The organism is Salicibibacter cibi, assembly GCF_016495865.1.
GTDB lineage: Bacteria > Bacillota > Bacilli > Bacillales > Marinococcaceae > Salicibibacter > Salicibibacter cibi.
Map to the genome: position 1 here is coordinate 1,416,081 of NZ_CP054706.1, position 22,029 is coordinate 1,438,109.

Annotated in this window: 24 protein-coding genes; 21 read left to right on the forward strand and 3 right to left on the reverse strand. The window is 46.7% G+C overall.

Annotated elements, in window-relative coordinates; genetic code table 11:
- Nucleotides 1-2: 2 nt before the first annotated feature.
- The 14 genes from HUG20_RS07205 to HUG20_RS07270 all read left to right on the forward strand — a co-directional run bounded on the left by HUG20_RS07205 (nucleotide 3) and on the right by HUG20_RS07270 (nucleotide 13,355).
- Complete coding sequence (locus tag HUG20_RS07205) at nucleotides 3-392, forward strand: cytidine deaminase (protein ID WP_200089623.1); 390 nt, start codon at nucleotides 3-5, stop codon at nucleotides 390-392.
- Nucleotides 385-1,281 carry a GTPase Era gene (gene era / locus HUG20_RS07210; RefSeq protein WP_200089624.1) on the forward strand — a complete coding sequence of 299 codons (897 nt, stop codon included), beginning with the start codon at nucleotides 385-387 and terminating at the stop codon, nucleotides 1,279-1,281. Before HUG20_RS07205 ends, era begins: the two co-directional genes overlap by 8 nt.
- Before the next feature lie 199 nt (nucleotides 1,282-1,480).
- Nucleotides 1,481-1,675 (forward strand): hypothetical protein, encoded by a 195-nt coding sequence (locus tag HUG20_RS07215; protein WP_211200014.1) that lies wholly within the window; start codon nucleotides 1,481-1,483, stop codon nucleotides 1,673-1,675.
- A gap of 114 nt (nucleotides 1,676-1,789) precedes the next feature.
- Complete coding sequence (locus HUG20_RS07220) at nucleotides 1,790-1,933, forward strand: YqzL family protein (protein WP_200089626.1); 144 nt, start codon at nucleotides 1,790-1,792, stop codon at nucleotides 1,931-1,933.
- Nucleotides 1,934-1,949: 16 nt separating this feature from the next.
- Nucleotides 1,950-2,699, forward strand: a complete 750-nt coding sequence (gene recO / locus HUG20_RS07225; protein WP_200089627.1) for a DNA repair protein RecO — start codon at nucleotides 1,950-1,952, stop codon at nucleotides 2,697-2,699.
- A gap of 311 nt (nucleotides 2,700-3,010) precedes the next feature.
- Nucleotides 3,011-3,898, forward strand: a complete 888-nt coding sequence (gene glyQ / locus HUG20_RS07230) for a glycine--tRNA ligase subunit alpha (protein WP_200089628.1) — start codon at nucleotides 3,011-3,013, stop codon at nucleotides 3,896-3,898.
- Entirely contained in the window at nucleotides 3,898-5,979 is a 2,082-nt protein-coding gene (gene glyS / locus HUG20_RS07235; RefSeq protein ID WP_200089629.1) for a glycine--tRNA ligase subunit beta, read from the forward strand. The genes glyQ and glyS overlap by 1 nt, the downstream gene beginning before the upstream one ends.
- A gap of 97 nt (nucleotides 5,980-6,076) precedes the next feature.
- Entirely contained in the window at nucleotides 6,077-6,727 is a 651-nt protein-coding gene (gene ccpN, locus HUG20_RS07240) for a transcriptional regulator CcpN (RefSeq protein WP_200090422.1), read from the forward strand.
- A complete protein-coding gene (locus HUG20_RS07245; protein WP_200089630.1) occupies nucleotides 6,724-7,536 on the forward strand; it encodes a pyruvate, water dikinase regulatory protein in 813 nt (270 codons plus the stop codon). The genes ccpN and HUG20_RS07245 overlap by 4 nt, the downstream gene beginning before the upstream one ends.
- A 326-nt stretch (nucleotides 7,537-7,862) precedes the next feature.
- Entirely contained in the window at nucleotides 7,863-9,707 is a 1,845-nt protein-coding gene (gene dnaG / locus HUG20_RS07250) for a DNA primase (RefSeq protein WP_200089631.1), read from the forward strand.
- Between the two features lie 39 nt (nucleotides 9,708-9,746).
- Nucleotides 9,747-10,862, forward strand: coding sequence for an RNA polymerase sigma factor RpoD (gene rpoD / locus HUG20_RS07255; protein WP_200089632.1), 1,116 nt, complete (start codon nucleotides 9,747-9,749; stop codon nucleotides 10,860-10,862).
- Nucleotides 10,863-11,090: 228 nt separating this feature from the next.
- Nucleotides 11,091-11,435, forward strand: a complete 345-nt coding sequence (locus tag HUG20_RS07260; RefSeq protein WP_200089633.1) for a c-type cytochrome — start codon at nucleotides 11,091-11,093, stop codon at nucleotides 11,433-11,435.
- 64 nt (nucleotides 11,436-11,499) lie between these two features.
- Nucleotides 11,500-12,237, forward strand: coding sequence for a tRNA (adenine(22)-N(1))-methyltransferase (locus HUG20_RS07265; RefSeq protein WP_200089634.1), 738 nt, complete (start codon nucleotides 11,500-11,502; stop codon nucleotides 12,235-12,237).
- A complete protein-coding gene (locus tag HUG20_RS07270; protein WP_200089635.1) occupies nucleotides 12,234-13,355 on the forward strand; it encodes a Nif3-like dinuclear metal center hexameric protein in 1,122 nt (373 codons plus the stop codon). The genes HUG20_RS07265 and HUG20_RS07270 overlap by 4 nt, the downstream gene beginning before the upstream one ends.
- A gap of 40 nt (nucleotides 13,356-13,395) precedes the next feature.
- Here HUG20_RS07270 and HUG20_RS07275 read toward each other — a convergent pair whose 3' ends face one another.
- Nucleotides 13,396-14,355, reverse strand: coding sequence for a 4-hydroxy-3-methylbut-2-enyl diphosphate reductase (locus HUG20_RS07275; RefSeq protein ID WP_200089636.1), 960 nt, complete (start codon nucleotides 14,353-14,355; stop codon nucleotides 13,396-13,398).
- Nucleotides 14,356-14,469: 114 nt separating this feature from the next.
- On the reverse strand, nucleotides 14,470-14,925 hold the full coding sequence (locus tag HUG20_RS07280; protein WP_200089637.1) for a hypothetical protein: 456 nt from the start codon (nucleotides 14,923-14,925) through the stop codon (nucleotides 14,470-14,472).
- Between the two features lie 122 nt (nucleotides 14,926-15,047).
- Here HUG20_RS07280 and HUG20_RS07285 point away from each other — a divergent pair, with 122 nt between their 5' ends.
- Together HUG20_RS07285 and HUG20_RS07290 are read left to right on the forward strand one after the other, a co-directional pair.
- Nucleotides 15,048-16,310: a DEAD/DEAH box helicase gene (locus HUG20_RS07285; protein ID WP_200089638.1), complete on the forward strand. Its 1,263-nt coding sequence runs from the start codon at nucleotides 15,048-15,050 to the stop codon at nucleotides 16,308-16,310.
- Complete coding sequence (locus tag HUG20_RS07290) at nucleotides 16,307-17,212, forward strand: deoxyribonuclease IV (RefSeq protein ID WP_200089639.1); 906 nt, start codon at nucleotides 16,307-16,309, stop codon at nucleotides 17,210-17,212. The genes HUG20_RS07285 and HUG20_RS07290 overlap by 4 nt, the downstream gene beginning before the upstream one ends.
- A 27-nt stretch (nucleotides 17,213-17,239) precedes the next feature.
- Here HUG20_RS07290 and HUG20_RS07295 read toward each other — a convergent pair whose 3' ends face one another.
- A complete protein-coding gene (locus tag HUG20_RS07295) occupies nucleotides 17,240-17,500 on the reverse strand; it encodes a DUF2624 family protein (RefSeq protein WP_200089640.1) in 261 nt (86 codons plus the stop codon).
- Nucleotides 17,501-17,715: 215 nt separating this feature from the next.
- Here HUG20_RS07295 and HUG20_RS07300 point away from each other — a divergent pair, with 215 nt between their 5' ends.
- The 5 genes from HUG20_RS07300 to HUG20_RS07320 all read left to right on the forward strand — a co-directional run bounded on the left by HUG20_RS07300 (nucleotide 17,716) and on the right by HUG20_RS07320 (nucleotide 21,979).
- Nucleotides 17,716-19,086, forward strand: a complete 1,371-nt coding sequence (locus HUG20_RS07300; protein ID WP_200089641.1) for a two-component system sensor histidine kinase NtrB — start codon at nucleotides 17,716-17,718, stop codon at nucleotides 19,084-19,086.
- Between the two features lie 226 nt (nucleotides 19,087-19,312).
- Nucleotides 19,313-20,089: a metal ABC transporter ATP-binding protein gene (locus tag HUG20_RS07305; protein ID WP_200089642.1), complete on the forward strand. Its 777-nt coding sequence runs from the start codon at nucleotides 19,313-19,315 to the stop codon at nucleotides 20,087-20,089.
- Nucleotides 20,086-20,958: a metal ABC transporter permease gene (locus tag HUG20_RS07310; RefSeq protein ID WP_200089643.1), complete on the forward strand. Its 873-nt coding sequence runs from the start codon at nucleotides 20,086-20,088 to the stop codon at nucleotides 20,956-20,958. The genes HUG20_RS07305 and HUG20_RS07310 overlap by 4 nt, the downstream gene beginning before the upstream one ends.
- A 4-nt stretch (nucleotides 20,959-20,962) precedes the next feature.
- Nucleotides 20,963-21,376: a Fur family transcriptional regulator gene (locus HUG20_RS07315; RefSeq protein ID WP_200089645.1), complete on the forward strand. Its 414-nt coding sequence runs from the start codon at nucleotides 20,963-20,965 to the stop codon at nucleotides 21,374-21,376.
- A 165-nt stretch (nucleotides 21,377-21,541) separates the two neighbouring features.
- Nucleotides 21,542-21,979, forward strand: a complete 438-nt coding sequence (locus HUG20_RS07320; RefSeq protein ID WP_200089647.1) for a DUF308 domain-containing protein — start codon at nucleotides 21,542-21,544, stop codon at nucleotides 21,977-21,979.
- The last annotated feature ends 50 nt before the right edge of the window (nucleotides 21,980-22,029 follow it).

Below are 22,029 nucleotides of genomic sequence, written 5' to 3' on the forward strand. Positions count from 1 at the left end.
GCATGGAAACGTTAATTCAGCGGGCAAAAGAAGCAAGGGGTTCCGCGTATGCGCCGTATTCGGCCTTTCCGGTCGGTGCTTGCGCGGAAACCGATGCTGGTTTTTTCCAAGGATGCAATATCGAAAACGCTTCTTATGGCCTTTCGAATTGCGGAGAGCGGACCGCGATTTTCAACGCGGTTTCGGCAGGAGCGAAGCGGGTGAAAAAAATCGCGGTGATCGCGGATGCGAAGGAACCGGTGTCCCCGTGCGGCGCTTGCCGGCAAGTAATGGCGGAATTTATGGACCCCGAGGCGGAAGTCGCACTTGCGAATTTGAAAGGAGACACAAAAAAAATGACAGTTGCCGAGCTATTGCCGGGTGCATTTGAAGCGGGGGATATGGATGAGTGAGTACCGTTCCGGGTTCGCGGCATTAATCGGACGGCCAAATGCGGGGAAATCAACGTTTTTAAATCAAGTATTGGGACAAAAGATCGCGATTATGAGTGACAAACCGCAAACGACGCGAAATAAAATTCAGGCGGTACATACGCAAACGAACGGCCAGGTCATTTTTGTGGATACGCCGGGCGTGCATAAACCGAAGCATCAACTCGGCGAGTATATGGTGAAAACGGCTCTCGATTCATTGTCGGAGGTGGACCTGGTTTTGTTTTTTATCGATGCTTCGGAACCTTTCGGACGGGGGGAGCAGTTTATTCTTGATGCTTTGCAAAAGGCGAACACGCCAGTGTTTTTGATCATGAACAAAATTGATAAAATTCATCCGGACCACGTATTGGAACGGATTGAAGAATACCGGCATTATGGGACCTTTGCGGAAATATTTCCGATTTCCGCGCTCCGTGACCAAAATGTGGGTCCGTTGTTGGAACATATTTATAAGTATTTGCCGGAAGGGCCGCAGTATTATCCGGAAGAGCAAATCACCGATCACCCGGAGCGCTTTATTATGGCGGAATTTATTCGCGAAAAGGTGTTGGGCCATACCCGTGATGAAATCCCCCATTCGATCGCAGTGATGATTGATGAAGTGCAAGAAAGGGAAAATCAAAAAACCTATGTGCAAGCTACGATCATTGTCGAACGAAAATCGCAAAAGGGAATTATTATCGGACGCAATGGTTCGATGTTGAAAACGATCGGACAGGAAGCGAGAAAAGATATCCACGGGCTTCTCGGTACCGATGTGTACCTTGACCTTTGGGTGAAAGTGCAAAAGGACTGGCGGAACAAAAGCCGCTTTCTCCGGGAACAAGGATATAGCGACAAAGAGTAGCAACTGCGATCGTTCGACGTTTCTCTTCCCCCCGGCGCCCGAAAGGCAAATACGCACGAACCAACGGCGATTCCCCCGAAAGCCTTGTTTTTTACGATCATGTATCTATACTGGAAGTTAGGTGCACATAAATAGGGACTGCTGAATAATGGAAAAAGACTGGCACATAAGCATTTTCCGTTGGTGTTGTCAAAACTGGATGCAAGGAAATCCATCCTATAAGCAAAAAACCCTTGCACTTCTGGCAACGTACGGAGGGATGGTGCTGCAATGGCGAGACTCCAGCGGAAAAACGGACGCGTCAAGCCCCCGCAGCGCCGGTTGTGCGCGAGGAGGCTTGACCGTTCGTCCGCGGAAAGCGAAGCTATGGAAGCGACATCCCGGCTTCAGCTGATAGCTGCAAGTTGTTCAGCAATCCATAAATAGTAAATTTTCTCTGTTATGAGAGTGCCTGCTTTTGCTCAATCTAATCGTAGATGCAAAAACAAAACAAGAGGGGGAACTACAGATGTTAAATTATTGGAAAGTTTTTGCTCTGACCGGTGACCTCGATGCGTATTTAATGCATAAAGAATATGAGTGCACAGATGAATGGATGGAGCCTGGAGAAGAAGAAGCAGCTTCAGCGAAGAATGACGACGAACACACATGAGCAAGGATGAATACCTATGCTTGAAAAAAACGAAGGGCTCGTTATACGTGCGGTTTCCTACGGAGAGGCCAACATCATCCTCACGGTTTTTACAAGAGAGCGTGGGAAAATCGCTTTGATGGCACGTGGTGCAAAAAAATCAACCAGTCGCTTTGCGGCAGTCAGTCAATTGTTTTCATATGGGCTCTTTCATTTTCATTACCGACCTTCTTCGATGAGCACACTTTCGCAAGGAGAGGTTTTGGAATCGTTCACTCGAGTACGCTACGATATTGAAAAAACTGCACATGCCGCTTATGTCTGTGAATTGCTTGATGGAGTGACGACGGATCATGAGGCAAGCCCTTCCCTTTTTGCGCTCGTTCTTACGGTTTTGCGCTTCATTGAGCAAGGAGAAGATGCGGAAGTTCTGCTTCGAATGGTTGAATTAAAACTAACGAAAACTGCCGGAATTAAACCTGAATTAGATCGATGTGCGAATTGCGGCAGAACCGCAGGAGATTTTTCATTTTCCGTAAAAGAAGCCGGTTTTCTCTGTGAAACGTGCAGCAAATTTGATGCACATCGGTTTTGGTTAACGCCTAAACAAGTACAGTTGCTTAGAACGCTTTATTATATTGAACCAGGGAATCTTGGGCAGATTCGCGTGAAACCGGAAACGAAAACCTTGCTTCATCATCTCCTTGAATCCTATTATGATACATATTCAGGCTTAACCCTAAAGTCCAAACGTTTTCTGGATCAGTGGCAACAATGGAAACCTTGACAACAGCTTGCTGTTCGCGTATGGTTTTTATACAAATTAAATATCTACAACTATACTGAGAAGAAGAGTAGTACTTGGAATGAGGCAGTAACTAGCGATGTGGGATGGTGAAAGCCACAACTGCCGGTCCTTGGAAGGCGCTTTGGAGTATAAATGACAAAGGGGTACCTGTGTAAAACATGGGTGCAACTAGGGTGGAACCGCGGGAAAACTCCCGTCCCTAAGACATTCTTGGGGCGGGAGTTTTTATGGTTGCATGTAGAAAATGATTCAAAAGAGAGAATGCAGTGCCGAAAGGAGAGCTTTGTGCTATGAACGTTCAAGAAGTTATTTTACACTTGCAATCGTATTGGGCAGAACAGAACTGCTTTATTATGCAGCCATATGATGTCGAGAAAGGCGCGGGGACAATGAATCCAATGACGTTTCTGCGAAGCATCGGTCCCGAGCCGTGGAATGTGGCTTATGTGGAACCATCGAGACGCCCGTCGGATGGCAGGTATGGGGAGAACCCGAACCGTCTTTACCAACATCACCAATTCCAGGTCATCATGAAGCCTTCCCCGAACAATATTCAGGACCTTTACCTGGAAAGCCTGCAGGCGCTTGGCATCAATCCCGAGGAACATGATATCCGTTTCGTTGAAGATAATTGGGAAGACGCTACCCTTAACGCTTGGGGATTGGGTTGGGAAGTTTGGCTCGATGGCATGGAAATTACGCAGTTCACCTATTTTCAGCAGGTCGGCGGCCTTGACGCGGACCCTGTGTCGGTTGAGCTCACTTACGGGATCGAACGGCTTTGTTCCTATATCCAGGATAAAGAGAATGTTTTCGATCTTGAATGGCAAGATGGTTTCACATTCGGGGACATTTTTTATCAGCCGGAATACGAGCATTCCATGTACACATTTAAAATCGCCGATCATGAGATGCTCAAACAGTTGTTTATTACTTACGAAAAAGAAGCGGGAAGGATCTTGGAAGAGGAGCTTGTTTTCCCTGCTTACGACTACATCTTGAAGTGTTCCCATACATTTAATCTGCTTGACGCCGGTGGTGCGATATCGGTGACCGAACGCACGGGTTATATCGGAAGAGTGCGGAAGCTTGCAAAGAGATGCGCTTCCATCCATTACGCCAATCGGGAGAAACTTGGCTTCCCGTTATTAAGAAGGGAAAAGGAGGAGGCAAAATAATGACAAAGCCTTTTCTGTTGGAAATCGGCGTGGAGGAAATGCCGGCCCAATACATCGACGACGCTCGGGAACAATTGCGTTCAAACATGGAAAAATGGCTGGATGAACATCGGTTGGCTTATCAGACGGTGCACGCCTTTTCCACTCCGAGACGGCTCGCTGTTCTGATTGAAGCGTTGGCCGAAAAACAAGAAGGGATCGTAGAAGAGGCGCGCGGTCCCGCAACGGCAATTGCTAAAGACGAAGAAGGCAATTGGACGAAAGCTGCACTCGGCTTTGCGCGGGGCAAAGGCGTCGAACCGGAAAAACTTGCCGAAAAGGAGACGTCCCAAGGCGCATACGTATTTGCAACCATTGAAAAAAAAGGGAAAGCAACGACTGAATTGCTCCCGGATGCCGTGTCTCAAGCAACCGCACTTACATTTCCGAAAAGCATGCGTTGGGGACGGGAACGTTTGCGGTACGTGCGCCCGATTCGCTGGTTAGTCGCGATGTTTGGCACAGATGTTGTTCCTTACGAGGTTGCGGGCGTGCAAACCGGGCGCGAAAGCGCCGGACATCGATTCCTTGGCGAGCCGACATCCTTAAATGATGCCGGTGATTATGAGCAGGAACTTTTGCGGGCGTTTGTGCTGGCGAATCACGAATCAAGAAAAACCGCGATTAAGAAACAGATGGAAATGCTCGAAGAGGAGCAAAACTGGCGAATCGGCAAAGACGAAGATTTGCTCGGGGAAGTTGCCAATCTTGTCGAATATCCGACCGTTTTGTATGGAACGTTTGACGAGACTTTTTTACGTCTTCCCGATGATGTGTTGATTACAACGATGCGAGAGCATCAACGGTACTTTGCCGTATATGATGTCGACGGCCATTTGCTTCCTTTTTTCGTGACGGTTCGAAATGGCGATCATCGTCATTTGGAAAATGTGCAAAAAGGAAACGAAAAAGTATTGCGAGCACGCTTGTCGGACGCCGTCTTTTTTTACGAAGAAGATCAAGCGCGCACCATGGAACAGTTTTTGGAAAAACTGGGTCACATCGTCGAACATGAAAAATTGGGAACCCTGGAGGACAAGCGTCGCCGGACGACAAAAATCGCACGCCAATTGGCGGAAAAAGCAACCTTTAATGAGCAATTGACCGATGATGTCACACGATCGGCAAATCTTTTGAAGTTCGATCTATCCTCCCATATGGTCGATGAATTTCCGGAACTGCAAGGGATCATGGGCGCAGATTACGCGTTGAAACTCGGGGAAAAAGAAACGGTTGCCACCGCGATTAAAGAACAATACTTGCCCCGTTTTAACGGTGATGCGCTTCCGGAAACGACCGTCGGCGCGATTGTAAGCATGGCGGATAAATGGGACACCATTTTGACTTCATTGGCGATTGACCTAAAACCGACAGGCTCCCAAGACCCTTACGGGTTGCGAAGGCAGGCGCAAGCCATCGTTCAAATTGCTAACCGCTACGAATTCCCTGTGACCTTCGAAACGATGTTGGAATTTGTCGTGACTGTTATGCAAGAAGAGGGGCTGACGGATGGATACGCGTTGTTTACGGAAGCCAGTGATTTTTTCGCCCTTAGGTGCAAGGCTCTGCTCACGGAAAAAGGAATCTCCTACGACGTCGTAAACGCCGTATTGTTTGCCCCTTACGGACGTTTGGATACATTATTTGAACGAGCGGCATTTTTACAGAAACGGCACGGTTCCGATGAGATGAAAGCAGTTGCGGAAGCGCTCAGTCGTGTGAATAATATTGCCAAAAAAGTTGATGAATCGGAAGCGGATCTTCCTGACCCCGAAGCGTTTGAAAAAGAGGAGGAACAGGAACTTTACGATCAGTATACAGCGCTTAAAAAGGAATTGCCGCTTTTGTTGGAGAAAAAAGATCTGGCAAGTGCCTGGGAAGCTTTCGTAAAGCTTTCCCCTGTCATCCACCGTTATTTTGAGGCGATCATGGTGATGAGCGATGATGAACGATTGCGATTGAACCGCCTTCGGCAAATGCATCATTTATCAAAAGAGATCCACCGGTTTGCCCGTATTCAATCACTCGTATTTCCTGCGTAAGAGATTGTTCATAAATCATTTCGGAAGTGAGAGGCCAGAGGTTTTTCCCAACTTCTAACATCCCACTTCCAACCTCCAGCATAAGGGGTGAGAAACCATCGAATTAACGGATCGGCAAGAACGGATTTTGGAAATCGTAAAAAATGAAGGTCCGATTACCGGTGAACAAATCGCGGACCACCTTTCCTTGACAAGAGCCACTCTGCGCCCTGATTTAGCCATCCTTACCATGGTCGGTTTTCTCGGCGCCAGACCGCGTGTCGGTTATTATTTTACGGGGAAAACAGGGGCAGAAGTTCCGCTTGCGGAAATAAAGGAACGAAAAGTGGGAGAGTACCAATCCATCCCGGTCGTTGTCGGGGAGTCTGACTCCGTATACGATGCAATAAGCGCAATGTTTCTCGAGGATGTGGGAACGTTATTTGTCGTTGATCAAACCTCGCAGCTGGCCGGGGTCCTCTCCCGGAAAGATTTGCTCCGGGCAAGCATCGGTAAACAAGACCTGGAATCGATGCCGGTGAGTATCATTATGACGCGGATGCCAAATATTACGGTCTGTAAAAAAGATGACTTGCTTATCGAGGCGGCAAGCCTGTTAATTGAACGGCAAATCGACGCGCTCCCTGTAGTGAATGGCGAGGATAATCATCCATACGAAGTCGTTGGCCGTGTCACGAAAACAACAATGACGAAAGCGCTCGTTGATTTAGTGCAATCCGAGCGCCCATTGGGAGGTGGTCGTTCATGAATACATTTCAACAGCATCCGATTGTTTATGTCATTTCCGATTCTGTCGGAGAAACAGCGGAACTGGTCATTAAAGCGGCAGCGAGCCAATTTGGGACCACAAACATTGAAGTGCGCCGCATTCCTTACGTAGAAGATGAAGCAACGATCAATGAAGTGGTGGACCTTGCCAAAGATGTCGGTGCAATGATTGCGTTTACACTCGTCGTTCCTGAAGTGAAGGCCCATTTGCTTGCAACAGCAGAGCGAAAACAAGTGGAAGTGGTGGACATCATGGGGCCGATTCTTGATAAATTGACCCATCTTTTGCAACTGGAACCGAAGTATAAACCGGGACTTGTTTACCGTTTGGACGAGGAATATTTTCGAAAAGTGGAAGCAATTGAATTCGCCGTCAAATATGACGATGGCAGAGATCCACGTGGCATTTTAAATGCGGATATTGTCCTTATCGGTGTCTCCCGCACTTCCAAGACACCCCTGTCCCAGTATTTGGCACATAAAGGATTAAAAGTGGCAAACGTTCCGATTGTCCCGGAGCTTGAGCCGCCGGAAGAGTTGTTTCGCATTACGTCCGATAAATGTATCGGTCTTCATATTCGTCCGGAAAAATTACACGAAATACGTTCGGAGCGACTGATATCGCTCGGCCTGAAAAAAGAAGCTAACTATGCGAGCATGGAACGCATAGAGAATGAATTGGATTATTCGAAAAAGGTTATGGCAAAAATCGGTTGCAGTATTATCGATGTGTCAAATAAAGCAGTGGAAGAAACGGCAAATATGATTTCCAATCATTTCACACATTAAAGGAAGCTTGATCGCAACGTTATCAATCAATCAATCTAGGAACAAATTTTTTTAATTCCCTCTAGCCAAATAGAAAAAGATTCGTTATAATAAAAAAACGTGTGGTTTTGTGCAGAAATCCATCGATGAATGTTTTTACGAAGCCTTCTTAGGGTAATGGTTAAATAGAAGGGTCGTCAATATCGTCGATTTGGACAAGCATGATGATAGATATTGTACAAAATATGGGATGATTACTCACCTCTTGTCGGAATAAAAAGGCAAAACTTACGATGAAAATGTCTAATGACGCGAATCACGTTAAAAAGGTGGGGTGAGTTCAACTCGTGCAAAGAGCAATCCCTGAAGAAACAGTGGAGAACGTTCGCAGGCACACGGATATCGTTGATGTGATCGGCGAGTCGGTTCAGTTGCAAAAGAAAGGCAACCACCGATACACGGGCTTATGTCCGTTTCATGAAGAAAACACGCCTTCATTTTCCGTCTCACAGGATCGGCAGCTCTATTATTGTTTTGGATGCGGTGCCGCCGGAAATGTATTCACATTTTTGAGGGATCTGGAGCAGGTCACATTTCAGGAGGCAGTTCGCACATTAGCGGAGAAAGCAAATATTTCCGTTGAAATTCCGGAAGCAGCGTTTTCTGCGCCGCAAAAACATCATTCTTTAAAAGAAGGGTGCCAATTAGCCGCACGCTTTTATCATCACTTACTCATGCATACGGAGCAAGGGCGCGAGGCTTATAATTATGCCCAAGGTGCCCGAAATGTAAGCGACGAAGCGTTGCGTCACTTCCAGATAGGTTTTGCGCCATCGGAACGTGAAGTGTTATCCCTCCTTTTGAAAAAACGTGCGTTTGACCTTTCTGAGATGGAACAGGCAGATCTGGTGCAAAGGACGGAGGATGGCCGCGGCCCGTATGACCGGTTTAACTACCGACTTATTTTTCCGATATGGGATATGGGTGGCCAACCGATTGCCTTTGGGGGACGCGCGCTTGATAAAGCATCTTCGGCCAAATATTTAAATAGCCGAGAAACGCCTATTTTTAAAAAAAATGAAGTGCTTTATGCGTACCACCTTGCACGCCCGGCAGTACGAAAACGTAAATTTGTGGTACTGTTTGAAGGCTATATGGATGTTGTATCGGCGTGGATGGCCGGTGTGGATAACGGAGTGGCGACACTTGGAACGGCGCTTACGGGAAAGCAGGCACAGTTGATCCGCCGTTTATCCGAGCAAGTGACCATTTGTTACGATGGCGACTCCCCCGGAGAAAAAGCGGCGATACAGAATGCGGAAACGCTGGAGGCAAACGGTTGTCACGTTAAAATTGCGCCTATGCCTGCCAATCAGGATCCGGACGATTATATTCGTGACCAAGGTGCCCATGCTTTTAGGCAAAACATGATCGAGGGTGCCCTTTCCGTTCTGTCCTTTAAAATGAATGCCTATAAAAAAGAGAAAAATGTACAGCGGGCAGGAGATCGCAAGGATTATATCGAATGGGTACTCGAGGCGCTTGCGCAAGTAAGCAGTCCGGTGGAGCGTGAATTTTACCTTAAGCAATTATCGGAAGAGTTTTCAATATCCCTGGAAGCATTAAAACAGGAACAGTATCGTATGTATCAAAGGGTACGCGGCAAAAGGAAGGCATCTTTTAATCGCCGGGAAAAAGACAATGGGGAAAGCTTCTCACAAAAGAACCTCCTCCCCGCATTTCATAATGCCGAGCGCGCCCTCTTGCAGATGATGATGGAAGATGAAGCTTGGGCCAAAGAGGTAGAGCAGGAAATTGGCGGGAATTTTAATGTAGATGAATACGCGGCCATTGCAGCGCATCTATTCGGTTATTATGGCGAAGGATACGCGGCGGGTAGTGCCGGTTTCCTGGACTATCTGGAAGATGGCGAACTTTCGTCCATTGTTGCCGAAATCGCGATGCAACCGGGAGGGGAAATGAACCCGGAAGCATTTGCGGATTATATTCATCAGGTTAAGAACTACGCAAATTGGGTAGAAATAGAACAAAAAGAACATGCTCAAAAAGAAGCATTGCAAAAAAATGATGCAGAGACGGCAACAGCGCTCGGTCAGGAAATTATTGCGCTGTATAAAAAACTCGGGCGTAAAGCGGTGCGCCCCCGGTATTTGCGTGCGCATTTGCAATAGAGGGATTGTGTTTTTTGGAATTGGAAGGAGGGAGATCGAATGGCAGAGAAACCACTACGTCCGTTAGCGGAGGGTGAAATGTCCATCGATCAAGTCAAAGAGCAACTTGTAGAACTTGGCAAAAAAAGAGGGGTGCTTTCCTATGCGGAAATAACGGAAAAGCTTGCTCCATATGATCAAGATTCGGAGCAAATGGATGAATTTTTCGAGTACCTGGGAGAGCAAGGGGTCGATTTGCTGAATGAAGGCGAGGAAGTCCCCAGTATGGAACAGGTCGAAAAGGAAAATGACCATGATCTGAATGACCTTAGTGTTCCGCCCGGGATCAAGATTAATGACCCCGTCCGAATGTATTTAAAAGAGATCGGACGTGTCCCGTTGCTTTCTGCCGATGAAGAAATCGATCTCGCCAAGCGAATAGAGGATGACGATGAGGAGTCGAAGCGGCGTCTTGCCGAGGCAAACCTGCGTCTTGTCGTCAGCATTGCCAAGCGGTATGTCGGTCGCGGCATGCTGTTTCTCGACTTGATTCAAGAAGGAAACATGGGTTTAATTAAAGCCGTGGAAAAATTTGATTATAACAAGGGATTCAAATTCAGCACGTACGCAACGTGGTGGATTCGCCAAGCGATCACACGCGCGATTGCCGATCAGGCGCGAACGATTCGCATTCCGGTGCATATGGTTGAGACCATCAATAAATTGATCCGTGTCCAACGCCAATTGCTTCAAGATCTCGGTCGGGAACCTACCCCTGAAGAAGTTTCCGAAGAGATGGACTTGACGCCTGACAAAGTGCGTGAAATCTTGAAAATTGCCCAAGAACCCGTGTCCCTGGAAACACCCATCGGAGAAGAAGATGATTCCCATCTCGGTGATTTTATTGAAGACCAGGATGCATTGGCGCCATCAGATGCCGCTGCATATGAGCTCTTAAAAGAACAATTGGAAGACGTGCTCGATACGTTAACCGATCGGGAAGAAAATGTTTTACGCTTGCGATTTGGGCTGGATGACGGGCGCACGCGCACACTTGAAGAAGTAGGCAAAGTGTTCGGGGTTACCCGCGAACGGATTCGTCAAATCGAAGCAAAAGCGTTGCGTAAATTAAGGCATCCAAGCCGCAGCAAACGTCTGAAAGACTTTATGGAGTAAGTTTACGGGTTGCTCCACAACAGGAGTGACCCAACCTTCTTTATGACTTATTTTATTCATATTACCGATATCCATCAGAGATTGCAAATGTTTCCAAACAAAATGCATTTTGCGGCGATGGAAGGCAAAATAACGACAATTTCAGGAACAGCTCCTGTTTTTCTTTTCTTCCGGTGTATTTTCCTATAAAATGAAATACGACATAGATCAAATAGAGGGTGTGATTCGGTGAAAGGACAACCACTAATACCATTTTTACTTATTGCCGTTGCCGGTATTTCTCTCATGTTAATTCTATCATTTGTGGGTTTAGGCGGACCTGCAGAGGAGGAAGAAGGAGAAGAGAATGGTGAAGAAGAATCAGTTGATGCCGGTGCTGAAATTTATGAAGAAAACTGTTTGAGTTGCCACGGCGAAAACATGGAAGGGGATTCCGGGCCGGAAATTGAAGGTACGGGCGCTGACGAGGTCATGACCGCGATCGAGGAAGGTCCCGGCTCCATGCCCGAAGATTTAGTCAGCGGTGAAGATGCCGAGGCCGTTGCCGAGTATGTAGAAGAAGGTGGGGAATAAGCCCCTGAGAAAAAGGAGCCCGGAACCCGTGCTCCTTTTTCGTATTGGAAAGAGGGGACGTAACGTGAAGCAAATACAGCAGCTGTCTTTACGCTTGCAAACGATTGCCTGCGAAGTGCCAAAGGGATCACGCTTGGCGGATATAGGAACCGATCATGCACAACTCCCTGTGGTTCTAATGAACGCTGGGCATCTTCGGTCAGCTGTGGCCAGTGATGCCAAGGCAGGGCCGTTTCAAACGGCACTGCGCCGTGTGGAGGCAGCCGGTTTCAGCGATTCTATTTCCGTACGACATGGGGAAGGGCTGGAAACATTGAAGGCATCCGACCGGATCGATGTCATCGCCATCGCCGGGATGGGCGGAAGTTTAATCACGGAAATATTGTCCAAGGGTGCAAATAAACTGGAAACCGTACAAAGGCTCATTCTTCAGCCGAATGTCGCTGCTGACACGGTGAGAAAGTGGTTGTATGACCGCGGCTGGACGTTGGTAACGGAACAAATCGTGCTTGAAGAACAGTTTAAAAAAGAACAGTTTTATGAAGTGTTAATAGCCGTAAAAGAAGAAGGCGAGGGTTATCGGCACACGTACGCGAATAAAAATTGGGATGATGCAATTCTATTCGGTCCGAAATTGCTTGAAAAAAAACCCGAGGCTTTCCGATTAAAATGGAAGCGGGAACTTAACCATCTGGAACGGGTGTTGCGACAAATGGATGCTTCGATTGGGCAAACGGAAATTAGTCAAGAACGAGCGCGCATGAACAATCGAATAAAAAGAATCAAGGAGGTTATAAAATGAGTGCGATACCGAGTGCTCGCAATGTCGTTGCTTTGCTTGAACATTGGTCCCCAAAAAGCATGGCTATGGATGGAGACCCTGTCGGCTTGATGCTCGGCGCCTTAGAAAAAAAAGTGAAAAATGTGCTTGTCACGTTGGATGTTACAGAAGCGGTGGTGGCCGAAGCTGTTGAACAGGATACAGACCTCATTATTAGCCACCATCCCCTTTTGTTTATGCCTTTGACGGAAGTGGATACGTCTACCCCGAAAGGACGTGTCATCCAACAATGTTTGCAACACGATATTACCGTATACGCTGCGCACACCAATTTGGATATCGCACCGGGCGGGGTGAATGATTGGTTGGTGGATGAGATGGGAATCAAAGACACCAAGATTGTTGTCCCGACGAAAAAAGATCATCTGTACAAACTAGTCGCATTTGTTCCGGAAGAAGACACAGATCAAGTACGGAGGGCATTGGGCGATGCAGGAGCCGGCCACATCGGCGATTACTCCCATTGCACGTTTAACAGTGAAGGCACGGGCACGTTTATCCCCGGAGATGAAACCGATCCTCACATCGGAAACCGGGGGGAATTGACCTACGTTGCGGAGAAAAAAATAGAGACGGTCATTCCCGATTCCATACTGGCGCATGTGCTTGATGTGCTTGGCCGTGTCCACCCTTATGAAGAACCTGCGTATGATCTTTATCCGTTGGGTCTTGAGGGCGAATTTTTCGGTCTTGGCCGAATCGGAACGCTTGCTTCTTCCACGACGCTTGACGCTTTTGCTTCCTCGCTCAAAGAAATTTTTAACGTGAAGGGATTGCGAGTTGTCGGTGATTTAGGGCGCAACGTACAAACCATTGCCGTTATTGGCGGGGATGGAAGCAAATATTGGCAGCAGGCGTTGGCAGCCGGAGCTGATGTATTGGTGACCGGAGACGTTAAGTTTCATACCGCCCAAGATGCAGAAGCTGCAGGGCTCGCGCTCGTCGACCCCGGACACCATATCGAAGGCATCATGAAGCAAGCCCTTGCCGACCGATTGGGAAAAGATGCGCAAGCGAGCGGCTATCAGATGAAAATCACTGCTTCGGCCGTTGATACAGAGCCGTTTACATTTTTATAATAAAAAGGTCGAACAGTTTCTGTTCGACCTTAATTATTGTTTAACGTGCCCTGGATTTGGAGTTTTTGCGTAATGGTGGTAAAATTTTGGTTCCTAACGCTTTTCTTTCCGGTTTCCACGTTGATGAATCCACCGGATCGTATTGATCCAAAAAGAGAATGACTTCCCGTGCGATGGCTGTGGGTGTGGATGCGCCGGCGGTTACGGCTACTTTTTGGACCCCTTCCAGCCATTCCAATTTTAATTCACTAACATCGGCGATGCGGTACGCATTAGTATGGGCGATGTCTTTTGAAACTTGTGCCAGCCGGTTTGAATTATTGCTTTTCGGGTCACCGACCACGATGAGCAATTCGGAATCGCCGGCTTGATCACCAACAGCTTCTTGTCGAACTTGCGTGGCCTGGCAAATTTCATTATTGACTTCAGCGTGCGGGAAACGCTCGATCGTTCGATTCATAATATCGGAAACATCCCACTGGCTCATGGTCGTTTGGTTCGTTATAATGATTTTTTCCCTTTGCAAATCCAGCGTTTCGACATCATCGACTGTTTCGATAAGGTGAACGTGATCGGGGGCGACGCCCATGGCTCCTTCCGGTTCCGGATGGCCGCGCTTTCCGACATAAACGATGTCATAACCCTCGGCTTTTTTTTCTTTGATTAAGTCGTGGGTATGCGTAACGTCCGGACAAGTGGCATCAATGGTCGTTAACCCTTTCTCGTCGGCTAATTTCCTGACTTCGGGAGACACGCCGTGAGCGGTAAAAATAACCGTTCCATTTTCTACTTCTTGAAGGATTTCAAGTCGATTCGGTCCGTCAAGTGAGATAATGCCCTCTTCTTCGAAAGCATCGGTAACGTGTGTATTGTGAACGATCATACCTAGGATGTAAATCGGCCTCGGCAATTCTTTATCTTCAGCTGCTTGGCGAGCAATGACCATGGCATCCACGACACCATAGCAATACCCCCTCGGAGCAATTTTCTTTACTTCCATAGCCAAGTCCTCCAATACGTATATGCTATTGGATATTATACAGCCATTCGCCCGGAACGTAAATGAAAAGGACGGTATTTCCCGTCCTTTTCATGCCCGATCTCTGCGTAGCGCTCACACATATAGCTTCGGCGGTGGTTGTGCCCCTTCTTTTAATGCAAAGGAGGGGGAAGGATCCTCTTTTATCTCGTTGGTCTTTTCTTTTTTTTCTTGCGGAGGATTAGCGGGAGTGGCCGACTGCGAAGCATTTGCATTTTTAAGCACTTTGCCCACTTGGTTTGCCTTTTGAATCATTCCCGGTACCCGACGCACCATAGGCCCGTATTTTTGAATCATAGGCAACCATTTTCCTGCACTTTGAATCATCGGAATAAAACGTCCGATTGATCCGAGGCCGGCACCGCTTTGTGCGAGGCCTGCTGTCTGAGCTGCCTGAGCAGCCGGGAACCCGCCGCCTCCCATCATCGGCAAGGCCGCGGACCTGCTGGCGGCCATGGGTGCAGCCCCAAAAGGCATTGGCGGCGGAACGGGAGGAGCTCCTATCGGCATCATCGGAGGTGGTCCGAACATAACAATCCCTTCTTTCCCTTCTAAATAATAAAGAGTGAGGGAACACTCTTTTTGTGATAGAATATGAAAATGTGCACGTGCCCGTTCATACTTGAAGTGAAAAGGGAGAGGTGAGAAGTGAGATGTCAAGGTTTAGCCGCCTGGAAATTGATGCTCGTTTAATCAAACATTTGCAAGCCGAAGAAATTGAGCGGCCGACGGAGATTCAAGAACGGCTTATTCCTGCTATATTAAGGGGGAAAGACGTGATTGGACAGTCGCAAACGGGCACCGGCAAGACGCTTGCGTTTGCCTTGCCGATATTGTCGGCGATTCACCCGGATGACCAATGTGTTCAAGCCGTGGTGACTGCCCCAACGAGAGAATTGGCCGAACAGCTTTATCGAGTGTTTAATAAATGCAAAAAAGACAGTGGCATGGAAGAAATTCGTATCCGGCGAGTCATTGGCGGGACGGATAAAGAACGGAATATTGCCGGTCTTCAACAACCGCCGCACGTTGTCATTGCAACGCCGGGGCGATTACACGATCTTGTAATAAAGGAAAACGCCCTAGATGTTCATCAAGTACGGACGCTTGTCGTTGATGAAGCAGACCAAATGTTGGAAATGGGGTTCTTGGAAGCTTTGGACCAAGTGGCCGCACGTATGCCGGAAGCGTTGCAAATGCTCGTCTTTTCCGCCAGCATTCCGCAACGCCTCCAACCCTTTTTAAAAAAATACATGAATCAACCGCGCCATGTACATGTAAAACCGGAACAACCGTCTCCGAAAAACCTAACTCATTATCTGATTCCGTTACGAAGTCGCGGACGTCAACAATTGGCGGTGGAAATGGCTGCTCTCTTGCGTCCGTATCTATGCTTGATTTTTGTGAACACGAAACAAGAAGCGGAAGAAGTAACGGATCTTTTTATTGCGCATGGACTCCAAACCGAGTGCATGCATGGAGACCTCTCCCCCCGCGCCCGTAAACGATCGATGCGGAACATTGAACGTGCGGCGGTCCCATATGTGATTTGTACCGATATTGCCGCCCGCGGGATGGACATTAAAGGGGTTTCTCACATTATTAATTTGCAACTGCCGCAGGACTTGCAATACTATTTGCACCGGGCAGGGCGGACGGCGCGAGCGGGTGCCTCCGGTGAAGTTTTCACGATTGTTTCCAAAGAAGATTACCCGGCGCTTCATCAATTGCAAAAACAAAGCTTCATCTTCCGATATTTGGATATTAAAAAAGGGGAATGGCTTGAAATTGATCAATTGGGCAGTGGTTATGCACCGGGAAGACAACGTTTCAATCCCCGAAAAAAGCAAAAAAATCCATCCCATAAGCCGAAAAACGGTAAACCCGGTTACAAAAAGAGGAGGAAAAGAAAATGAGTGATATCCCACGTTACCTTGGCTCTCACGTATCGATGAGCGGAAAAAAAATGCTGCTGACGTCAAGCGAGGAAGCGGCAAGCTACGGGGCAACCGCATTAATGATTTATACGGGAGCTCCCCAAAATACGCGCAGAAAAGCAATTGAAGACTTAAATATAGAAACGGGCAACGCGCATATGAAAGAAAATGGCATTGAAAAAGTGGTTGTTCACGCGCCGTACATTATCAATATCGCTAACACGCAAAAGCCGGAAACGTTTGACCTCGGGGTTCGCTTCTTACGTTCCGAGATTGAGCGGACAGAAGCCATCGGTGCTACCCAAATTGTGCTTCACCCAGGTTCCCATGTCGGGGAAGGGCCGGAGAAAGGAATTGCAAAAATCATTGAAGGATTAAATGAAGTCATCACAAAAGAACAAAACGTGCAAATCGCATTGGAAACAATGGCCGGAAAAGGATCCGAATGCGGACGTACATTTGATGAACTGGCACAAATTATTGACGGGGTTACCCATAATGAGAAACTATCGGTTTGTTTCGATACTTGTCACACCCATGATGCCGGGTACGATATCATCAATGATTTCGATGGCGTGATGGATGCGTTTGAGAAAACGGTCGGTCTCGACCGCTTGCAAGTGCTTCACGTGAATGACAGTAAAAACCCGCAAGGAGCACGAAAAGATCGCCACGAAAACATCGGCTTCGGGTATATCGGTTTTGGGGCTTTAAACAACATTGTCCATCATGAAACAATGGCAGACATCCCCAAAATTTTGGAGACGCCTTATGTCGGCGAAGACAAAAAAAATAAAAAACCTCCCTATAAGCGTGAAATTATCATGCTGCGGGAGGAGTCCCATGACCCGGAGATGAAAGAAAGGTTAACTGAACAGTAAAGTGGGGAACTCGGTAAACTAGCTCGCTTATTGTCGCAAAAAGCCCCCGTATTTTTGATAAAGATCATGAAGCAACATCGCGTGTTCATGCGATGTTGTTTTTTCCACTTTGTTTATAAATGCGAAAACGGATGCTTGATCAGCAAAATTCACATGTTCTGTTTGAATAAGGTGAATAAGTTTTTGAACCTCATGATCAGTGAGGGAGAAGCCTTTGCTGTGGGCGAGCGCTTTTAATTGGTGCGGAGACATGTTTTTTACATACTGCTGAATCATTTGAAAATTCAATGCATTTCACATCCTTTTATTTTATTTGGAGCCACTCGGCAAGTGGGAGGCATGGCAGGTTTTTTCATCGACAAATGCTTACATGCCACGTTGTAGAATATGCAGGAAATGCTCTAAAATGTGCGATGTTTGGAAATCGATTTTTTTTGAAAACACTATGCATGGGTAAGAGGTTTTAGTATAATGTAGGAAAATGATGGTTATCGGAGGCGGTGATGAACGTTTTCACACTGAATCGAAGCAATCTAGGACAATCGTATATTTTTGATGAAGTAAGCCGGGAACTTCGACTTGTTTTGAAAAAAGACGGAACGATTTTGTATAAAAATCATGCAGCGACAAACCTGCTTTCCTCCATTTCGAATTTTTTTTCCGCTTTACATACAGCTGAATGGATGAGGGTCATGTCTTTTTTCAGGGAAATGCAGGAGGGGAACCACCCTCGTGAAATAACCTTCATTCATGACATCAACGGGGACAATCACTCCGTTTTTTATCGTGGAATGCATCGAAATGAACGTTTTTATTTAACCGGAACAGAGCAACCTTTTGATTCAAAGGAAAGAATGGAAAATTTTACAGACCGATTGCCATTTGGATTTATAAGAGTGAACACTGAATTAAAAATAATTGAAAAGAATAGGACGTTTCTAGAGATTGCGCTTCCAAAACTGGAGCAGGGACCCTTTGTTGAACTTGCGTTTGAACGTTTACGGCTGGAATCGGAAGCGGGTGCTTGCATGCACAAAGCAGTAACGGAAGCATTTCAGTCGCAGATGGTGAGTGAACAGATGGAAGAAGACCGGGAAGGCGGACGTTTATTTAAAAGTTTAGCCGTATATGTCCCCGCCAGCCAGGAAGTGATCGGGCTTTTAATTGATGAGAGCACGAACATCAAATATGAGCAATTGCTTCAGTATAAACAGCAAATGGAGTCTGTTTCCCATCTTGCTGCCGGGGTCGCCCATGAATTGCGAAACCCTCTGTCTGTCATTCGCGGGTTCTTACAATTATCCGAGTTGACGAACAGCTTTCAAAAGTATGCCAAAACCATTTTTAGCGAAGTGGACCGGATGAATAAAATACTGGAAAATTTCCTGTCGATCTCTCGGAAAAAATTTGATGTACAGGCCTTATCTCCAATGGAGGTCATCGATACGGTCGAAGATATCATCCGTTCGGAATGTTTGTTGAACAATGTATATTTTGAGGCGAGCATTGCCAAAAGCGAACAGGTCATCAAAATGAACGAAACCATGATTAAACAAGTGCTTTTAAATTTACTGCGAAACTCAATGGAAGCGTATAAACCGGAACAACGAAAAGTCTTTTCATTAATCACGCGTGAGCTGCCAAATGACTACGAAATCACGGTCAAAGATAATGGCCCGGGGATCTCGGAAGAGATCATGGAAAAAATCGGCGAACCTTTTAATACGAGCAAGGAAAAAGGAACGGGAATCGGCATTTCCTTGTCAAAAAAAATTATTGAAGACCATCATGGCACTTTTCACGTGGAAAGTGATAAAAATAAGGGAACAGCCACCATTATCACGTTGCCTTTTGTAGCAGATAAGAACGTATAAATCAACGTTCTTATCTGCATAAGTTGGGCGAAGGCTTTCGCCATAAAAGCTTGGCGAAAAGCCAGGTTTTCTAAACTGCCCGAATGAACCATTTCATTGGCGTATGAATGGGAAATGACCCTTTCAAAGGCTCTCCATTTACAAACCGGCAATAATGAGATATACTAAAATAATTAATCGTAATCATTCTGTTTTAGTAACTCATCTTTAGGATGGAGGTCCTTGAATGGATCAACAGAAATCTGTCATTGATATTCAGCAAATTACTTATCGCTATGAGCGTTCTCCTGTCTTGGATGATGTGAGCATGGCGGTAAAACAGGGAACTTTTCTCGGACTTGTCGGGCCGAATGGTTCCGGAAAATCAACATTAATTCGTTTGATACTCGGTCTTTTGAAACCGCAAATCGGTTCCATTCGTCTTTTTGACACCGACGTCAGCGAGTTTTCCAACTGGGAAAAAGTCGGGTATGTGTCACAAAAAGCCAATCGTTTTAACGCCGGATTTCCGGCCACAGTCTTTGAAGTGGTGTCCATGGGCTTGTTTGGTCCGGTCGGTTTATTCCGTTTTCTTGGAAAAAAGGAACGAGCACGCGTATACGAAGCGCTGGACACTGTTGGAATGAAGAGCTATGCAAAGCAACCGATCGGACGCTTATCGGGCGGGCAACAACAACGGATATTTATCGCTCGCGCACTTGTGAGCAATCCGGAGTTGCTCATTCTTGATGAACCAACGGTTGGCGTTGACGCCAATGCCGCTCGACGTTTTTATGATTTATTGGCGAGCCTCAATCGAGAGCGTGGACTTACACTAATCCTTGTCAGCCATGATGTAGGCACGATGACGCGTTACGTATCCGACGTTGCTTGCTTAAATCAGCGGTTGCATTTTCACGGCAGCAGATCGGAATTTGAAGAAAATCCGGATTTCTCCGCACTGTACGGGTATGATGTTCAACATATCATGCATGAACATGAGCATGGAGAACTTGCACAATGATCGATGTATTTTTTCAATATGACTTTCTTCGTCAAGCATTGTTTTCCGGGATTATGATTGGCCTTGCTGCCCCATTGCTTGGGGTATTTCTCGTCGTTAAACGGATGTCGCTCGTGGCTGATGCTCTGTCCCACATTACGCTGACCGGCATTGCTTTTCATTTTTTGCTGGCGTCGTTTTTTATCACGCTGGCTGACATCGATCCGTTATACATGGGGATGTTGTTTGCGCTAGTCGGGGCGTTGTTGATCAATCAGTTGCGCAAAGTGTACAGCCATTTCAAAGAGTTGGCGATCCCGATTATTATGTCGGCGGGGATTGGCCTCGGCGTCGTATTTATTTCGATTGCAGATGGGTTTAATACCGATTTGTTTGCATATTTGTTCGGAAGTGTTGCTGCGGTTGGCCGCACGGATTTTTACACGATTTTGGCGGTCACTGTGATTGTCGCAGTACTTTTGGTCTTTTTTTATAAAGAGTGGTTTTTCCTCTCATTTGATGAAGAGCAAGCGAAGGTCTCCGGGTTGCCGGGGAAATGGCTTGATGTTGTTTTTATGATTCTCGTGGCGCTTGTCATTTCCGCAGCGATGAGAATTGTCGGCATTTTGCTCGTCTCTGCATTGATGACGCTCCCAGTTGCCGCTGCTATGCAATGGGCAAAGAGTTTCAAGCAAATGTTTTTTTACTCGGCACTTTTTGGGGAAATTGCTGTGTTGGCAGGGATCATTTTCGGATTTTATTTGGATTTGGCACCTGGCGGTGTGATTGTCGTTGTTGCTGTTGCCATCTTGCTTTTCAGCCTTGGGGCGAAGAAAATGGGAAAAGAAGCGTCTCAACCCCCACGTGCCGCAACGAAAAAGGAGGGGTGACCAAATGGATGCACAAAAGGCGATAAAAACGTTAAAAGAACAAGGGTATAAAAACACAGACAAACGAAAAGAAATTATCGGGTTTTTGGATGAGCAAAAGGGTTACGTGCCGGCCAAAGAAGTGCTCACGTTCATGCAAGAGCGGTATAAAGGGCTTAGTTTCGATACGGTCTATCGCAATCTTTCCTTATTTGCTGACTTGGGAATTTTGGAAGCCAGCGAATGGGAGGGAGAGAAACGATTTCGCCTTAGTTGCGAGGAAGACCATCATCATCACATGATTTGTTTAACGTGCGGAACAACAAAGCATATTCCCGTTTGTCCGATGGAACACTTAAACGCAAGGGAAGATGATTTTAAAATAACGAGCCATAAATTTGAAATTTTTGGTTACTGTACCCCTTGCCAACGTTCATGACGCTCGAAAAGCTCAATCTCCGTCCGGCAAGGTCGCTATACTTTGTGCCAAATCGATATTCAGATATAAATGACGCATTAACCAATACTTTCATCCGATAATTCCTTGAGAAGCCAGCCAAACTATAAATACCCGGGAGAAAAACCGGGTAAGGGGGAGATCAGGTTGGCGGACGAAGGTCACGAGCGTCAGCAACCGGATCGGGAACAAACGAACCGGGAAGATCAACCGGAAGAAAGACCCGTGATGGTTGACCCGCTCATTGAAAGTTACAATGGGGAGTATATGGAAGAAACCTCAGCAGAAATCGCTTCCCCGAGCGTGGATACCGAGCAGACGAATGAAGCCTCGGATCGATCAGATGAACCAATGCAAGGAGAAGAGCCAACGGTCAATGATGATTCCCTAGGGATGGGATTAGGTACAGCTGCGATTATTATTTCGCTTGTATCGCTCTTTTTCTTGCCGGTCATTTTAGGTGCCGCAGGGATTATTACCGGCTTTTTCGCTCGTCAAAAAGGTGCTTCTGCACTTGGTTGGTGGGCCATTGGTATCGGGGCTGCTTCCATCCTCATATCGGTTTTTTTCGCACCATTTATGTGACCGTAACAAACAACTGCCCGCTCACCATTTTAAGAGCGGGCAGTTGTGCT

What these genes read in the sequence shown, in the direction of transcription:
- HUG20_RS07285 (WP_200089638.1), top strand. Translation starts at nt 15,048, where the DNA reads ATGTCAAGGTTTAGCCGCCTGGAAATTGATGCTCGTTTAATCAAACAT.
- HUG20_RS07220 (WP_200089626.1), top strand. Translation starts at nt 1,790, where the DNA reads ATGTTAAATTATTGGAAAGTTTTTGCTCTGACCGGTGACCTCGATGCG.
- HUG20_RS07290 (WP_200089639.1), top strand. Translation starts at nt 16,307, where the DNA reads ATGAGTGATATCCCACGTTACCTTGGCTCTCACGTATCGATGAGCGGA.
- era (WP_200089624.1), top strand. Translation starts at nt 385, where the DNA reads ATGAGTGAGTACCGTTCCGGGTTCGCGGCATTAATCGGACGGCCAAAT.
- HUG20_RS07305 (WP_200089642.1), top strand. Translation starts at nt 19,313, where the DNA reads ATGGATCAACAGAAATCTGTCATTGATATTCAGCAAATTACTTATCGC.
- HUG20_RS07300 (WP_200089641.1), top strand. Translation starts at nt 17,716, where the DNA reads ATGAACGTTTTCACACTGAATCGAAGCAATCTAGGACAATCGTATATT.
- recO (WP_200089627.1), top strand. Translation starts at nt 1,950, where the DNA reads ATGCTTGAAAAAAACGAAGGGCTCGTTATACGTGCGGTTTCCTACGGA.
- HUG20_RS07245 (WP_200089630.1), top strand. Translation starts at nt 6,724, where the DNA reads ATGAATACATTTCAACAGCATCCGATTGTTTATGTCATTTCCGATTCT.
- glyQ (WP_200089628.1), top strand. Translation starts at nt 3,011, where the DNA reads ATGAACGTTCAAGAAGTTATTTTACACTTGCAATCGTATTGGGCAGAA.
- HUG20_RS07280 (WP_200089637.1), bottom strand. Translation starts at nt 14,925, where the DNA reads ATGTTCGGACCACCTCCGATGATGCCGATAGGAGCTCCTCCCGTTCCG.
- HUG20_RS07275 (WP_200089636.1), bottom strand. Translation starts at nt 14,355, where the DNA reads ATGGAAGTAAAGAAAATTGCTCCGAGGGGGTATTGCTATGGTGTCGTG.
- HUG20_RS07215 (WP_211200014.1), top strand. Translation starts at nt 1,481, where the DNA reads ATGCAAGGAAATCCATCCTATAAGCAAAAAACCCTTGCACTTCTGGCA.
- HUG20_RS07270 (WP_200089635.1), top strand. Translation starts at nt 12,234, where the DNA reads ATGAGTGCGATACCGAGTGCTCGCAATGTCGTTGCTTTGCTTGAACAT.
- HUG20_RS07315 (WP_200089645.1), top strand. Translation starts at nt 20,963, where the DNA reads ATGGATGCACAAAAGGCGATAAAAACGTTAAAAGAACAAGGGTATAAA.
- HUG20_RS07205 (WP_200089623.1), top strand. Translation starts at nt 3, where the DNA reads ATGGAAACGTTAATTCAGCGGGCAAAAGAAGCAAGGGGTTCCGCGTAT.
- HUG20_RS07310 (WP_200089643.1), top strand. Translation starts at nt 20,086, where the DNA reads ATGATCGATGTATTTTTTCAATATGACTTTCTTCGTCAAGCATTGTTT.
- glyS (WP_200089629.1), top strand. Translation starts at nt 3,898, where the DNA reads ATGACAAAGCCTTTTCTGTTGGAAATCGGCGTGGAGGAAATGCCGGCC.
- rpoD (WP_200089632.1), top strand. Translation starts at nt 9,747, where the DNA reads ATGGCAGAGAAACCACTACGTCCGTTAGCGGAGGGTGAAATGTCCATC.